Below are 14,229 nucleotides of genomic sequence, written 5' to 3' on the forward strand. Positions count from 1 at the left end.
TCGTTCGCACCATGGTTTACCTCGACCACGCCGCCACCACCCCGATGCTCCCGGAGGCGGTGCAGGCGATGACCGCCCAGCTGACCGTCACCGGCAACGCGTCCTCGTTGCACGCCGCCGGCCGGCGGGCCCGGCGCACCGTCGAGGAGGCGCGGGAATCCCTCGCCTCCGCGCTCGGCGCCCGCCCCAGTGAGGTGGTCTTCACCGCGGGCGGCACCGAAGCCGACAACCTCGCGGTCAAGGGCCTGTACTGGGCCCGCCGGGACGCCGAACCGGCCCGTACCCGCGTCCTCGCCAGCCCCGTCGAGCACCACGCCGTCCTGGACGCCGTGGAATGGCTCGCCGAGCACGAGGGCGCGCGGGTCGAATGGCTGCCCGTCGACGGGTACGGACGGGTGCACGCCGACGCGTTCCGCGCGGCCGTCGCCCGTAACCCCGACGACGTCGCCCTGGCCACCGTCATGTGGGCCAACAACGAGATCGGCACGATCATGCCGGTCCGGGAACTGGCCGACGTGGCGGCGGAGTTCGGCATTCCGCTGCACGCCGACGCGGTCCAGGCGTTCGGGCAGCTGGAGGTCGACTTCGCGGCCTCCGGCCTGGCCGCGATGACCGTCTCCGCGCACAAGATCGGCGGCCCGTACGGCGTCGGCGCGCTGCTGCTGCGACGCGAGTACGCGCCCGTGCCCGTCCTGCACGGCGGCGGTCAGGAGAGGCAGGTGCGCTCCGGCACGCTGGACACCCCCGGCATCGCCGCGTTCGCCGCCGCCGCGCGGTACGCCGTCGGGCACCGCGAGGGGTTCGCCCGCGACATCGGCGCCCTGCGCGACGACCTCGTCAAGGCGGTACGGGCCGCCGCACCGGACGCCGTCCTCGGCGGCGACCCCGACCCGGCGGGCCGCCTGCCCGCCAACGCGCACTTCTCCTTCCCCGGCTGCGAGGGCGACTCCCTGCTCCTCCTCCTGGACGCCCAGGGCATCGCCTGCTCCACCGGCTCCGCCTGCACCGCGGGCGTCGCCCAGCCCAGTCACGTCCTGCTCGCCGCGGGCATGGACGCCGACCTCGCGCGCGGCACGCTGCGCTTCTCCCTCGGCCACACCACCACCGAGGCGGACGTGGCGGCGGTGGCGGAGGCGATCGGTCCGGTGGTGGAACGGGCGCGGAGCGCGGGGCTGAGCTGAGGGCCGGGCCTGAGCTTCGTGGAGGGGCTGGTGCCGGGCTGCGGGATGGGGCCGGGCAGGCCGGATAGGGGCCCAGGTGCGTCAGACCAGGTCGAGCGCGGCCTGGAGCAGCAGCCGCCAGGTCGGTTCGGCGCCGGTGCCGAAGGCCGCGGCGAGGGTGTAGCCGATCGCGGCGTCCTCCCGCAGCGGCGGTGTCACGTCCGGGTGCCAGTCGGCCCAGACGTGCCCGGTGCCGTCCGAGGAGAAGTCCGCGATCCGGCGGCCCTCCTTGACCAGCCGGCTCCCGTTGGGCGAGTCCGGCAGGAGCCGGTACACGGCGCCGCCGTAGATCACCTGGACCCGGTGGGAGCGCCGGGTCAGCCGCCCCTTGCCGGGGGCGAGGTGCGCGGGCCGGCCGTCGACGGTCAGCCGCAGGTACCCGCCGTCGCGGGTGCCGACCGGCACGTGCGCGGCCGCGGGCGCGCCCGCCGAGCGGCGCAGCTCGGCCGTCGCCACCCGGTCGCCCCGCACCGTGAGCAGGACGGTGTCGGCTTTCGGGGCCAGGTCCAGCAGGACCCGCCCGAAGACACGGTCCTCGGCGAGGCCGGGCCCGCTGGTGGTGCCGGCGCCAGGGTTGGTTCCACGGCCATTGTCGGCGCCGGCGCCGGTTCCCGTGCCGGTGCCGGTTCCGGTGCTGCGGTGCGCCGGCCCGGTGGCCGGGGCTCTGTCGTACGCCATGAGTGGTCCGTTCCACGAGGGGCACCGCGCGGCGCCCGGACGCCCCGCGTCACGCCTCCGGCGGGGAGTCGGCGGCGCAGCTCGGCACGCACCAGGTCCAGGTACAGCCTCCAGTTCCAGTGTGCCCCGGGATCGGTGTGATCGGTGCCCGGTACCTCCACATGGCCCACGATGTGCTGCCGGTCGGCGGGGAAGCCGTAGCGGCGGCAGATCCCGGCGGTCAGCCGCGCGGATGATGCGTACATGGCAGGGGTGAAGGACGCCGGGCGGTCCACGAAGCCCTCGTGCTCGATGCCGATGCTGCGCTCGTTGTACGCGCGGTTGCCCGCGTGGAACGCCACGTCCAGCTCGCGGACCGTCTGCGCCACCTGGCCGTCCTTGCGCACCACGTAGTGCGCCGCCGCGCCGTGCAGCGGGCTCTGGAAGACCCGCAGCGCGTCCGTGTAGCCGCCCTGGACGACGTGGACGACGACCCGGTCTATGGAGTAGTCGTCCGGGCGGTCGGCCTGCCGCCAGTTCGCCGGGGCGGCCGGGACCCAGCGCGCGGCGCCGTAGTCCACCGCGCCGTCCGTCCGGGGTTTCCTGCGGCCCGGCAGCCGCCACCACCAGCGCAGCAGGTCGTCGTGGAGCGCGTACGCGGCGCCGCCCGCCAGCACCGTGCCCGCGCCGCCGAGCAGCAGGGCCCGTCTGCTGAAGCCCTGGCCCGCCGTCCGCCCGGATTCCCCCGCGTCTCCCATGCGCTGCACAACGCTTGGGAGGCTGTCGGTGGTTCCGTCTACCCTGGAGGGGTTATGACGACTGACGCTCCCCGCCGCCTCCGCGTGCTCGCCGCCATGTCCGGCGGTGTCGACTCCGCCGTCGCCGCCGCCCGCGCCGCCGAGGCGGGCCACGACGTGACCGGCGTGCACCTCGCGCTCTCCGAGAACCCGAAATCCTTCCGCACCGGGGCCCGGGGCTGCTGCACGATCGAGGACTCGCACGACGCGCGCCGCGCCGCCGACGTCATCGGCATCCCGTTCTACGTGTGGGACCTCGCCGAGCGCTTCCGTGAGGACGTCGTCGAGGACTTCTTCGCCGAGTACGAGGCCGGCCGCACCCCCAACCCCTGCCTGCGCTGCAACGAGAAGATCAAGTTCGCCGCGCTGCTGGACAAGGCGCTCGCCCTCGGCTTCGACGCGGTCTGCACCGGCCACTACGCCACGGTCGTGGAGCACCCGGACGGCAGCCGTGAGCTGCACCGCGCCTCCGACATGGCCAAGGACCAGTCGTACGTCCTCGGGGTGCTCGACGACCAGCAGCTCGCGCACGCCATGTTCCCGCTCGGCGACACCCTCACCACCAAGGCGGAGATCCGCGAGGAGGCCGCCCGGCGCGGTCTGTTCGTCGCCAAGAAGCCGGACAGCCACGACATCTGTTTCATCGCCGACGGCGACACCCAGGCCTTCCTCGCCAAGCGCCTCGGCACGGCCGAGGGCGACATCGTCGACGAGTCCGGCGCGAAGCTCGGCACCCACGAGGGCGCGTACGGCTTCACCATCGGCCAGCGCAAGGGCCTGCGCATCGGCACCCCCGCCCCGGACGGCAAGCCGCGCTACGTCCTGGACATCTCCCCGGTGGACAACACGGTCACCGTCGGCCCGGCCGAGGCCCTGGACGTGACCGCGCTCACCGCCGTCCGCCCCCGCTGGTGCGGCGCCGCGCCGACCGGCCCCGGTACGTACACCGCGCAGCTGCGCGCCCATGGCGGCGAGACCGAGGTCACCGCCGGCCTGGTCGACGGCGAACTGCGCGTCACCTTCGCCGAGCCGGTCCGCGGCGTCGCCCCCGGCCAGGCCATCGTGCTGTACGACGGCACCCGGGTGGTCGGCTCGGCGACGATCGCGACGACGGAGCGGGTGCGCGCGGTCGCATAGCGGACGGGACGCTCACCGCGCGGCTACGCGGCACGCGGCACGCGGCACGCGGCACGCGGTGAGCGTCGCGGGGCGCCGGGTCAGAGCACGCCGTGCACCGACCGCCGGTAGCCGGACCGCCGCTCCTCGATGGCGCTCCAGCGGTCGCCGTAGACGTTCTGGGTGATCCCGGGCTCCGCCAGGAAGTCGTGCGGGAAGCCCAGCGGTACGGCGCTCACCTCGTCCAGCCGCCGCAGCGCCGCCGCGTCCAGCTCGACGTCCACGCTCGCGAGGTTGTCGGCGAGCTGGCTCTCCTTGGTGGCGGCGATGACCGGGACGATGTTCCCGGGCTGCTGCCGCAGCCAGGCCAGCGCCACCTGCGCCGGGCTCCAGCCGCCCTGCTCGGCGATCTCCAGCACCGCCGAGACCGTCGCCTCCTCGTGGTCCGCCGCGCGGCCGTCGTCGCCGACCACGTCCAGCCGCCCGCGCTCGCCGCGCCGGTACTTGCCGGTGAGCTTGCCCGCCGCCAGCGGGGCCCACGCCAGTACGGCCAGGTCGAAGGCGCGCGCCTGGGGCAGCAGCTCGCGCTCCGGAGTGCGCTCCAGCAAGCTGTAGCGCAGCTGCGAGCCCGCGAACGCGGTCCAGCCGCGCAGCTCGGCCAGGGTGTTCGCCTGCGCGATCTCCCAGGCCGGCCAGTCGGACACCCCGACGTACAGCACCTTGCCCGACCGTACGACGTCGTCCAGCGCCCGCATGGTCTCCTCGACGGGTGTGAAGTGGTCCCGCGCGTGCACCCAGAGGACGTCGAGGTGGTCGGTGCGCAGCCGGGCGAGGCTCTGCTCCACCGACCGCACCAGGCTCTTGCGGTGGCTGCCCGCCGCGTTGGGGTCGCCCGCACGGAACGCGCAGGTGTACTTGCTGGCGAGCACGAAGCGGTCCCGGCGGCCTTCGAGGAGCTTGCCGAGGATCTTCTCGGAGCTGCCGTCGGTGTAGTTGTTGGCGGTGTCGATGAAGTTGCCGCCGGCGTCGTCGTACGCGTCGACGATCCGCGCGCTGGTGTCCTCGGGGGCGCCCCAGCCCCAGTCCGTGCCGATGGTCATGGTGCCGAGGCTCAGCTCGCTCACCCGCAGACCGGTCCTGCCGAACAGTGTGTAACGCACGAAGAGATCCCCTTCGGTGGTCGGGTCGTACGTCAGACGCTAAGAGCTGGAGGGCGCTTCAACGCAAGCACCGGGCCGGGCGCTTGCGCGTGGCCTGACAAATGTCACGGCGATGTGGTTACACCCGGGCCTGCCGGGGCGCGGGGGCGCGCGGCGAAGCTGGAAGCGCAAGGACGGACGGGCGCACAGCGACACGGAGGACCCATGAACAGCCAGGCCCCGCACGGCACGACGGCCGCGACCGGCACCGGGACCGGGACCGGTGAGGCGACCGGGTCCGACAAGGCCGCCGGGTCCGGCAAGAAGCTGGAGGGCCCCCGGGCACTGCTCCTGGACGCCGGTGTCCCGATCGCGTCGTACTACGTCCTGACCGGGGCCTTCGGTCTGAGCACCCTCGCCGCGCTGGCCTGGAGCGGCGCCCTGCCCGCCGCGCGCTCCGTGTGGAGCCTGGTCAGGGAGCGCCGCTTCAACGCCATGGCGACGGTGATGACGGTGACCAACGTCATCGGTCTGCTGCTGAGCCTGATGGCGGGCGACGAGCGGCTGATGATGGCCAAGGACAGCGCCGTCAGCAGCACCTTCGGTCTGGCGGTGCTGGTGTCCGCGCTCATCGGACGGCCGATGCTGGCGCCGACGCTCAAGCCGTGGCTGACCCGGGGGACGCGGCCAAGGGCGCCGCGTGGGACCGGCTGACGGCCCGGTCGGCGCGGTTCCGGCGGGTGCAGAGCCGGCACTCCGCCGTGTGGGGCGCCGCCCTGCTGGGCGAGTGCGTGGCGCGGGTGATCGGCGCGTTCACGTTGCCGGTGGACACCATGGTGTGGCTGGGCACGGTGATGCTGGTCGTGGCCATCGTCGTCGCCACCGTGGTCAGCGGGATGGTCGGCATCCAGACGATGGCGCGGATGCTGGCAGCCGAGGCGGCGGACACGGCCACCGCCCCGGCCCGCTCCGTCAGCGCAGCCCCGGCAGGGACCGCAGCTCGGTGATCCGCAGCGCGCGCGCCAGCAGCAGGAAGAGCAGCGTCATGGTCGCCGCCCCGGCGGCCAGGGCCAGCGCCGTGGACCAGAAGGCGTCCCCGGTGGCCCCTGCACAGGCCTGGGCCGCCGCCCAGCCCACCGCCCCGGCGGCCAGCGCGGCACCGGTGAGCTTGCCGTACGTACGGCTCAGCCGGTGCCCGTCCAGCCGCCCTTCCAGGCGGCGGCGCAGCAGGTACGCGCTGGCCAGCAGCCCGACGCCGTACGCAACGGTGTACGCGGCGGCCATGCCGACGACTGCCCACCGGGCCGGCAGCAGCAGGTGGCAGGCGGTGGCGAGCGCGATGTTCACCCCGGAGATGCAGGCGGCCATCAGGAACGGTGTACGGGTGTCCTCGAAGGCGTAGAAGCCGCGCAGCAGCAGCGACTGGGCGGAGAACGGGATCAGGCCCAGCCCGAGGGCCTGGAGCATCTGCCCCAGCGGCACGGCGGATTCGGCACTGGCGGCGCCGTGCGCGTACAGCAACTGTGCCACCTCCGGGCCGAACGCCACGAAGAAGACGGCGGCCGGGACGATGACCGTGCCACTGATCCGCAGCGCGCGGGAGAGATCGTCCCGCAGGTCGTCCAGGCGCCGTTCGGCGACCGCCCGGGTCATCCGCGGCAGTAGCACGGTGATCAGCGAGACAGTGACGATGGACTGCGGCAGGCCCCAGATGTTCTGCGCATACGTGTACGAGGAGAGGCCGACGCCATCCTTGGGCAGTTCCTGGTCGGCGGCGGTCGCGTAGTGGGCCACGATGGTCATCGAGACCAGGTTGGTCAGCACGAACAACAGCGTCCAGCGCGCAGCGTTGGCGCTCTTGCGCAGCCCGGTACCGCGCCAGTCGAAGCGCGGCCGGAAGCGGAAGCCCGCCTCACGCGCGTAGGGGATCAGCGCGAGGGCCTGGAGGGCGATGCCGAGCGTGGTGCCCACGCCGAGCATCCGCACCTGCGCGTCGGTGATGTCCGCCACCGTCTCCGGCACGGTCAGCAGCCCGATGTACGCACCGAACATGGCGATCAGGACGACGTTGTTGAGCACCGGCGTCCACATCATCGCGCCGAACTTCCCGCGCGCGTTGAGCACCTGCCCCATGATGCCGAACACGCCGTAGAAGAAGATCTGCGGCAGCAGGAACCGGGCGAAGACGACGGTCAGTTCGTAGGCGGCGTGGTTCTGAGGCGTGTCCGTCGTGTAGAGGCTCACGATCTCGGGCGCGGCCCACACGGCGAGCAGCGTGCCGACACCGAGGACGGACAGCACGAGCGTGACCAGCCGCTGTTCGTGCGCCCGCCCGCCGTCCGGGTGCTCCGCCCGGGCCCGCACGAGCTGCGGCACGAGCACGGCGTTCAGGGCGCCGCCGATCAGCAGCGTGTACAGGCTCATCGGAACGAGGTTGGCGGTGTTGTACGTGGTGGCCAGCAGTCCCGTACCGAGGGCGCCGGCTTGGAGGACGCCCCGGAACAGGCCGGTCGCGCGGGAGACGACCGTGCCCGCGGCCATCAGGAGGGATGAGCGGCGCAGGCTGCCGGAGGCGGGCCCGTCACCATGCGCCACTCTGTGCGCTCTGTGCTCTCTTTGCCCGTGACCGTCCGGCCCTGCTGTTAATTCCGCCTCGGTCCTTGCCTGCGCGTCGGGACGCGTTTCCTCCACCATGGCCGCAACCTAAACCCAAAGCTTCACGCATCGCGACTTCCGCCCCGGTGGCCCCCGGCGGTCCGCGGGCCCCTAGGCTCGGCGGTAGCGACGGGACGCACAGGGGCCGCCCGGCCGGGTGCGACGCTGTGCGCGTGGTCCCGGTCCACCGGTGGTCCTTCGTCGGCGACGAAGGGAAGAGAAGACATGTCGACAGTTCATGCCGGTGTCGGTACGCCCGGACGGAACTCAGCGGTCTCGCTGGAAGCGCTGCACCAGGAGCTGATCCGGCGCAACCCCGGGGAACCGGAGTTCCACCAGGCCGCCCTCGAAGTGCTGCAGACCCTCGCCCCGGCGCTGGCGGCCCGTCCCGAGTACGCCGAGGCCAGGATCCTGGAGCGGATCTGCGAACCGGAGCGCCAGATCCTCTTCCGCGTGCCGTGGCAGGACGACTCCGGAGCCGTCCACGTCAACCGCGGCTTCCGGGTGGAGTTCAACAGCGCCCTCGGGCCCTACAAGGGCGGGCTGCGCTTCCACCCCTCCGTCAACCTCGGCATCGTCAAGTTCCTCGGCTTCGAACAGATCTTCAAGAACGCCCTCACCGGACTGAACATCGGCGGCGGCAAGGGCGGCAGCGACTTCGACCCGCGCGGCCGCTCGGACGCCGAGGTGATGCGGTTCTGCCAGTCCTTCATGACCGAACTCCACCGCCACCTGGGCGAGCACACCGACGTCCCGGCGGGCGACATCGGCGTCGGCGGCCGGGAGATCGGCTACCTCTTCGGCCAGTACCGGCGGATCACCAACCGCTGGGAGGCCGGGGTGCTGACCGGCAAGGGCCTCGGCTGGGGCGGCTCCACGGTCCGTACGGAGGCCACCGGCTACGGCAATGTGCTCTTCACCGCCGAGATGCTGCGGCAGCGCGGCGAGGACCTGGACGGCCAGCAGGTCGTCGTCTCCGGCTCGGGCAATGTCGCCATCTACAGCATCGAGAAGGCCCAGGCGCTCGGCGCGAACGTGCTGACGTGCTCGGACTCCGGCGGTTACGTGATCGACGAGAAGGGGATCGACCTCGACCTGCTCAAGCAGGTCAAGGAGGCCGAGCGAGGCCGTGTGGAGCACTACGCGGACCGGCGCGGCGCCTCCGCCCGGTACGTGCCGGGCGGCCGGGTCTGGGACGTGGCCTGCGACGTCGCGCTGCCCTCCGCGACCCAGAACGAACTGGACGCCGACGCCGCGCGCGTCCTCGTGCGCAACGGCGTCAAGGCCGTCTCCGAAGGCGCCAACATGCCGACCACCCCCGGCGCGGTGGCCCTCTTCCAGGAGGCGGGCGTGGCCTTCGGACCGGGCAAGGCGGCCAACGCGGGCGGCGTGGCCACCAGCGCCCTGGAGATGCGGCAGAACTCCGGCCGCGAGTCCTGGGACTTCGAGCGCACCGAGGGCGAGCTGGCGGCGATCATGCGGGGCATCCACGACACCTGCTACGAGACCGCGGAACGCCACGGCCTGCCGGGCGACTACGTGACGGGCGCGAACGTCGCGGGCTTCGAGCGGGTGGCGGAGGCGATGCTGGCGCAGGGGCTGATCTGAGGGGCTGATCTGAGGGGCTGATCTGAGGGGCCGCGGTGCGGGGCCGGCCTGAGGGGCCGGTCCCCGGTGCCCTGGTACCGCGCCCGGCCCCGGCCCACCGTCAGTACCGGCTCGTACAGTGGCCGGTATGAACATCTGTGTCTTCTGCTCCGCCGCCGACCTCGACGCCCGCTACACCGGACCCGCCCGCGAGTTCGCCGAGCTGATCGGCAAGGGCGGCCACGCCATGGTGTGGGGCGGCTCGGACAGCGGACTGATGAAGGTCATGGCGGACGGCGTAGAGGCGGCGGGCGGCCGGCTCGTCGGCGTCTCGGTGGACTTCCTCGCGCACAAGGTGCGGCCCGGGGTCGACGACATGGTGGTCACCAAGGACCTCGCCGAGCGCAAGGCCGAGCTGCTGGCGCGCGCCGACGCGATCGTCGTCATGGTCGGCGGCACCGGCACGCTCGACGAGGCCACCGAGATCCTGGAGCTGAAGAAGCACGGCCTGCACACCAAGCCCGTGGTGCTGCTGAACACCGCCGGTTTCTACGACGGCCTCAAGGAACAGTTCCAGCGCATGGAGAAGGAAGGCTTCCTGCCGCTGCCGCTCACGGAGCTGGTCTTCTTCGCGGAGGACGGTGCCGGGGCGCTGGCCTACCTGGAGGAGCAGGCGGGCGTCCAGGGCTGAGACCGGAGCGGCGACGGGGACCGGCGCCGGGGCGGAATGAATCATTCCGCTCCGCGCGGACGCGCCCGCGCCGCCCCGGTCCCCCTCGTTAGGATCGGGCCCATGGGTACGCACTTGATCACGGGCGCAGGATCGGGCATCGGAGCGGCGGTCGCGCGGCGGCTCGCCGACCGCGGCGAGGAACTCTGGCTGCTGGCGCGCGACGCCGGCCGCGCCAAGGAACTGGCCGCGCAGTTCCCCGGCGCCCGCACGGTGGTCGGCGACCTCGCCACCCCCGAGAAGCTGGACTGGGCCTTCGGCAAGCAGCCGCTCCCGGACCGCCTCGACTCCCTGCTGCACATCGCGGGCGTCGTCGAACTGGGCGCCGTCGGCGACCTCGGCCCCAAGGCGTGGCAGCGCACCCTCGCCGCCAACCTGGTCTCGCCCGCCGAGCTGACCCGCCAGTTCCTCCCGCAGCTGCGGACCGCCAAGGGCCACGTCGTCTTCGTCAACTCCGGCGCCGGCCTGCACGCCCACGCCCAGTGGGGCGCCTATGCCGCCAGCAAGCACGGCCTGAAGGCGCTCGCCGACTCGCTGCGCGCCGAGGAGCACGGCAACGGCGTACGGGTGACCTCCATCTACCCGGGCCGCACCGCCACCCCCATGCAGGAGAACGTCTTCCGCCAGGAGGGCCGCGAGTACGACGCCTCCCGGTGGATCGACCCGGAGTCGGTGGCCACGACCCTGCTGACCGCGCTCGACCTCCCGCGTGACGCGGAGATCAACGACCTGACGGTGCGGCCGGGGCGCTGAGCGGCTGCTGACGGGGCCCGGGTCCGGACATTCCAGACCGTCCGGCGATTGCGGACATCGGTGACGGGCCCATGGTCCGACCGTCACCGCGGCCCCGGGCCCGGCGACCCACCCGGCCGCCCGTGGCCGAAGGCGAGACCACTTACCCTCGGACGGTGACCGAGAACAACGCCCCCACCCGCCTCGCCGGCAACGCCGGCACCGGCACGGCCACCGGCATCGGTTCGATGCCCGGCGGCGACGCCCGCGAGGCCGCCCGGACCGTCACCGGCTCGCTGGAGACCTTGCCGTATCTGCCGGAGCTGCCCGCCCGGGGGCCCGGCGCCGACATGATCGGCCGGACCGCCGGGCTCCTCGTCGAGGTGTACGCGCATGTGGAGCCGAGCGGCTGGCGGATCAGCGACCGGCCCGGCCGGGACACCCGGCGCGCCCGTTCTTGGATGGGCGAGGACCTGGACGCGCTGGAGGAGTTCACCCAGGACTACGCGGGTGACCTGAAGGTCTCGGCGGTCGGCCCGTGGACGCTGGCCGCCGCGCTGGAGCTGCGCAACGGCGAGGCGGCCCTCAGCGACCCCGGCGCCTGCCGGGACCTGACGGCGTCGCTGGCCGAGGGCCTGCGCGCGCACCTCGCCGACGTACGGCGGCGGGTGCCCGGCGCACGTCCGGTGCTCCAGCTGGACGAGCCGTCGCTGACCGCCGTCCTCCAGGGCCGGATCAAGTCCGCGAGCGGCTACCGCACGCACCGCGCCGTGGACCGGGCCGTCATCGAGGGCGCGCTGCGCGACCTGGTCGCCGTCGCCGAAGAGGCGGGCGCGCCGGTGGTCGTGCACTCCTGCGCCCCCGACGTCCCGTTCGCCCTGCTGCGGCGCGCCGGCGTGCGCGGCATCTCGTTCGATTTCGGACTGCTCACCGAGCGTGAGGAAGAAGCGATCGGCGAGGCGGTCGAGGGCGGTACGACACTGCTGGCGGGCGTGGTGCCGGGCGTGGACGGCCCATTGTCAGACCCTGCCGGTAGCGTCATGGGTGTCAGGACGCTGTGGCGCAGGCTGGGGCTGGCGCCGGGGGCTCTCGCGGAGTCCGTGGTGGTCACCCCGTCGTGCGGGCTGGCGGGCGCTTCGCCCGCATATGCCCGCTCGGTGCTCACCCACTGCGTCCGGGCCGCGAGATCGCTCGCAGACAACCCTGAGTGACGGCACTCAAGGACCACGGGAGGACGTAACGGTGGCCGGCGAACAGCACACGGCGGGGCACGCGGTGCCCGCGAAGGCGCGGGAAGAGCACGCTCATCTGGCCGAGCAGATCGAGGAGCACCGCTTCCGCTATTACGTGCGGGACGCCCCCGTCGTCAGCGACGCGGAGTTCGACAAGCTGCTGCGGTCCCTGGAGGCGCTGGAGGAGAAGCATCCCGAGCTGCGCACCCCGGACTCGCCGACGCAGAAGGTCGCCGGACAGTACGAGACCGAGTTCACCGAGGTCGCGCACCGCGAGCGGATGCTCTCGCTGGACAACGCCTTCGACGACGAGGAGCTGGCGGCCTGGGCCGAGCGGCTGGCGACGGAGCTGGGCGGCGACCCGAAGAGCGCCGGCTACCACTTCCTGTGCGAGCTGAAGGTCGACGGCCTCGCGGTCAACCTGACGTACGAGAAGGGCCGGCTGACCCGTGCCGCGACCCGTGGCGACGGCCGTACGGGCGAGGACATCACGCCCAACGTCCGCACGATCACCGAGATCCCGGACCGCCTGACGGGCGACCGCGTCCCGGACCTGGTGGAGGTCCGCGGCGAGGTCTACTTCCCGATGGAGAAGTTCCTGGAGCTGAACGAGCGGCTGGTGGCCGACGGCAAGCCGCCGTTCGCCAACCCGCGCAACGCCGCCGCCGGTTCGCTGCGCCAGAAGGACCCCAAGGTCACGGCCACCCGCCCGCTGCACATGGTCGTGCACGGCATCGGCGCCCGCGAGGGCTTCGACATCGACTGCCAGTCGCACGCGTACGACCTGCTGCGCGCATGGGGCCTGCCGACCGCCGACCACAACGAGGTCGTCGACTCCCTGGAGGCCGTGCGCGGCTTCATCAAGCGCTACGGCGACCCGGAGACCCGGCGCACGGCCGTCGCCCACGAGATCGACGGCACCGTGGTCAAGCTGGACGAGATCGCCCTCCAGGGCCGTCTCGGCTCGACCTCGCGCGCGCCGCGCTGGGCGATCGCGTGGAAGTACCCGCCGGAGGAGGTCAACACCAAGCTGGTGGACATCCGCGTCGGCGTCGGCCGTACGGGCCGTGTGACGCCGTACGCGGTCGTCGAGCCGGTCACGGTGGCCGGCTCCGAGGTCGAGTTCGCCACGCTGCACAACCAGGACGTGGTCAAGGCCAAGGGCGTCTACATCGGCGACACCGTCGTGCTGCGCAAGGCGGGCGACGTGATCCCGGAGATCCTGGGCCCGGTGGTGGACCTGCGGGACGGCAGCGAGCGGGAGTTCGTGATGCCCGCCGAGTGCCCCGAGTGCGGTACGGCGCTGCAACCCGCCAAGGAGGGCGACGTCGACCTGCGCTGCCCCAACGCCCGCTCCTGCCCCGCCCAGATCCGTGAGCGGCTGTTCTACCTGGCCGGCCGCAAGTCCCTGGACATCGAGAACTTCGGCTATGTCGCGGCCACGGCGCTCAGCCAGCCCCTGGAGCCGGCCGAGCCGCCGCTGAAGGACGAGGGCGACCTCTTCAGCCTGTCCATCGAGCAACTGCTGCCCATCAAGTCCTACGTGCTCGACCCGGACAGCGGCCTGCCCAAGCGCGACCCGAAGACCGGCGAGGAGAAGGTCGTCACCTTCTTCGCCAACCAGAAGGGTGAGCCGAAGAAGAACGCCCTGGCGATGCTGGAGAACATCCAGGCGGCCAAGGAGCGTCCGCTGGCCCGGATCCTGACCGGCCTGTCGATCCGTCATGTGGGGCCGGTGGCCGCCCAGGCGCTCGCCATGGAATTCCGTTCGCTGGACCGGATCAGGGACGCGAGCGAGGAGGAGCTGGCCGCCGTCGAGGGCGTCGGCGCGACCATCGCCGCCTCGCTCAAGCAGTGGTTCGCCGAGGACTGGCACCGTGAGGTCGTGGAGAAGTGGCGGGCCGCCGGGGTCAGGATGGAAGAGGAATCCTCAGGAGACGAAGGCCCGCGTCCACTTGAAGGCGTCACCGTCGTTGTAACGGGCACACTTCAGTCACACACCAGAGATGGCGCGAAAGAAGCCCTGCAGCGTCTCGGAGCGAAGGTGACCGGTTCCGTTTCGAAGAAGACCGGTTTCGTGGTGGTGGGAGACAATCCTGGTTCGAAGTACGACAAGGCCATGCAGTTGAAGGTGCCTGTGCTAGACGATGACGGCTTCGCGGTGCTGCTGGAGCAGGGTCCCGATGAAGCACGAGCGGTAGCTGTCACTCCGCCTGAGGGCGAGTGAGGAGTCACCTCATCGGCGCATAGCAGATGGTTCCGGATGGCCGGGTCGCATTCGGGCAACCGCTGCCGATCGCTGCCCGCGGCGGCCTTCTGCGGCCTACTGTTGAGGTGTGCGCCTGCCGTGGCGCGGGCACAGCC

Annotated in this window: 12 protein-coding genes and 1 pseudogene; 9 read left to right on the top strand and 4 right to left on the bottom strand. The window is 72.5% G+C overall.

The window, feature by feature from the left end:
- Window positions 1-11: 11 nt before the first annotated feature.
- The gene (locus ACEXOX_RS33085) at window positions 12-1,181 is read left to right on the top strand and encodes a cysteine desulfurase family protein (RefSeq protein ID WP_406524638.1); all 1,170 of its coding nucleotides are present in this window, start codon (window positions 12-14) and stop codon (window positions 1,179-1,181) included.
- An 81-nt stretch (window positions 1,182-1,262) separates the two neighbouring features.
- Here ACEXOX_RS33085 and ACEXOX_RS33090 read toward each other — a convergent pair whose 3' ends face one another.
- Both ACEXOX_RS33090 and ACEXOX_RS33095 read right to left on the bottom strand, forming a co-directional pair.
- Complete coding sequence (locus ACEXOX_RS33090; RefSeq protein ID WP_406524639.1) at window positions 1,263-1,625, bottom strand: hypothetical protein; 363 nt, start codon at window positions 1,623-1,625, stop codon at window positions 1,263-1,265.
- Window positions 1,626-1,960: 335 nt separating this feature from the next.
- Window positions 1,961-2,635: pseudogene (locus tag ACEXOX_RS33095) on the bottom strand (N-acetylmuramoyl-L-alanine amidase); the annotation flags it as partial.
- A gap of 54 nt (window positions 2,636-2,689) precedes the next feature.
- On the opposite strand from ACEXOX_RS33095, the gene mnmA reads away from it, so the two are divergent.
- Window positions 2,690-3,811, top strand: a complete 1,122-nt coding sequence (mnmA, locus tag ACEXOX_RS33100; RefSeq protein WP_406524640.1) for a tRNA 2-thiouridine(34) synthase MnmA — start codon at window positions 2,690-2,692, stop codon at window positions 3,809-3,811.
- Between the two features lie 80 nt (window positions 3,812-3,891).
- Here the strand turns inward: mnmA and ACEXOX_RS33105 are convergent, their stop codons facing one another.
- Entirely contained in the window at window positions 3,892-4,950 is a 1,059-nt protein-coding gene (locus ACEXOX_RS33105; RefSeq protein ID WP_406524641.1) for an aldo/keto reductase, read from the bottom strand.
- A gap of 204 nt (window positions 4,951-5,154) precedes the next feature.
- Between ACEXOX_RS33105 and ACEXOX_RS33110 the strand changes: the two genes are divergently transcribed.
- Together ACEXOX_RS33110 and ACEXOX_RS33115 are read left to right on the top strand one after the other, a co-directional pair.
- The gene (locus ACEXOX_RS33110; RefSeq protein WP_406524642.1) at window positions 5,155-5,643 is read left to right on the top strand and encodes a VC0807 family protein; all 489 of its coding nucleotides are present in this window, start codon (window positions 5,155-5,157) and stop codon (window positions 5,641-5,643) included.
- Window positions 5,595-5,936, top strand: a complete 342-nt coding sequence (locus ACEXOX_RS33115) for a hypothetical protein (RefSeq protein WP_406524643.1) — start codon at window positions 5,595-5,597, stop codon at window positions 5,934-5,936. Before ACEXOX_RS33110 ends, ACEXOX_RS33115 begins: the two co-directional genes overlap by 49 nt.
- Here the strand turns inward: ACEXOX_RS33115 and murJ are convergent.
- The gene (gene murJ / locus ACEXOX_RS33120) at window positions 5,902-7,470 is read right to left on the bottom strand and encodes a murein biosynthesis integral membrane protein MurJ (protein WP_406526549.1); all 1,569 of its coding nucleotides are present in this window, start codon (window positions 7,468-7,470) and stop codon (window positions 5,902-5,904) included. The genes ACEXOX_RS33115 and murJ overlap by 35 nt on opposite strands.
- 339 nt (window positions 7,471-7,809) lie before the next feature.
- On the opposite strand from murJ, the gene gdhA reads away from it, so the two are divergent.
- The 5 genes from gdhA (at window position 7,810) to ligA (ending at window position 14,092) form a co-directional block, all read left to right on the top strand.
- Window positions 7,810-9,192 (top strand): NADP-specific glutamate dehydrogenase, encoded by a 1,383-nt coding sequence (gdhA, locus tag ACEXOX_RS33125; protein ID WP_406524644.1) that lies wholly within the window; start codon window positions 7,810-7,812, stop codon window positions 9,190-9,192.
- A 127-nt stretch (window positions 9,193-9,319) separates the two neighbouring features.
- Window positions 9,320-9,862 carry a TIGR00730 family Rossman fold protein gene (locus tag ACEXOX_RS33130; RefSeq protein ID WP_406524645.1) on the top strand — a complete coding sequence of 181 codons (543 nt, stop codon included), beginning with the start codon at window positions 9,320-9,322 and terminating at the stop codon, window positions 9,860-9,862.
- A 102-nt stretch (window positions 9,863-9,964) separates the two neighbouring features.
- On the top strand, window positions 9,965-10,654 hold the full coding sequence (locus tag ACEXOX_RS33135) for an SDR family oxidoreductase (RefSeq protein ID WP_406524646.1): 690 nt from the start codon (window positions 9,965-9,967) through the stop codon (window positions 10,652-10,654).
- A gap of 227 nt (window positions 10,655-10,881) precedes the next feature.
- The gene (locus tag ACEXOX_RS33140) at window positions 10,882-11,844 is read left to right on the top strand and encodes a methionine synthase (protein WP_406526550.1); all 963 of its coding nucleotides are present in this window, start codon (window positions 10,882-10,884) and stop codon (window positions 11,842-11,844) included.
- Between the two features lie 31 nt (window positions 11,845-11,875).
- Window positions 11,876-14,092 (top strand): NAD-dependent DNA ligase LigA, encoded by a 2,217-nt coding sequence (gene ligA, locus ACEXOX_RS33145; protein ID WP_406524647.1) that lies wholly within the window; start codon window positions 11,876-11,878, stop codon window positions 14,090-14,092.
- The last annotated feature ends 137 nt before the right edge of the window (window positions 14,093-14,229 follow it).

Source organism: Streptomyces sp. Ac-502 (genome assembly GCF_045222935.1).
Classification (GTDB): domain Bacteria; phylum Actinomycetota; class Actinomycetes; order Streptomycetales; family Streptomycetaceae; genus Streptomyces; species Streptomyces monomycini.

Excerpts from the sequence above, each read along its gene's own strand:
- mnmA (WP_406524640.1), top strand. The coding sequence starts at position 2,690 with ATGACGACTGACGCTCCCCGCCGCCTCCGCGTGCTCGCCGCCATGTCC.
- ACEXOX_RS33085 (WP_406524638.1), top strand. The coding sequence starts at position 12 with ATGGTTTACCTCGACCACGCCGCCACCACCCCGATGCTCCCGGAGGCG.
- gdhA (WP_406524644.1), top strand. The coding sequence starts at position 7,810 with ATGTCGACAGTTCATGCCGGTGTCGGTACGCCCGGACGGAACTCAGCG.
- murJ (WP_406526549.1), bottom strand. The coding sequence starts at position 7,470 with ATGGCCGCGGGCACGGTCGTCTCCCGCGCGACCGGCCTGTTCCGGGGC.
- ACEXOX_RS33140 (WP_406526550.1), top strand. The coding sequence starts at position 10,882 with ATGCCCGGCGGCGACGCCCGCGAGGCCGCCCGGACCGTCACCGGCTCG.
- ACEXOX_RS33135 (WP_406524646.1), top strand. The coding sequence starts at position 9,965 with ATGGGTACGCACTTGATCACGGGCGCAGGATCGGGCATCGGAGCGGCG.
- ACEXOX_RS33130 (WP_406524645.1), top strand. The coding sequence starts at position 9,320 with ATGAACATCTGTGTCTTCTGCTCCGCCGCCGACCTCGACGCCCGCTAC.
- ACEXOX_RS33110 (WP_406524642.1), top strand. The coding sequence starts at position 5,155 with ATGAACAGCCAGGCCCCGCACGGCACGACGGCCGCGACCGGCACCGGG.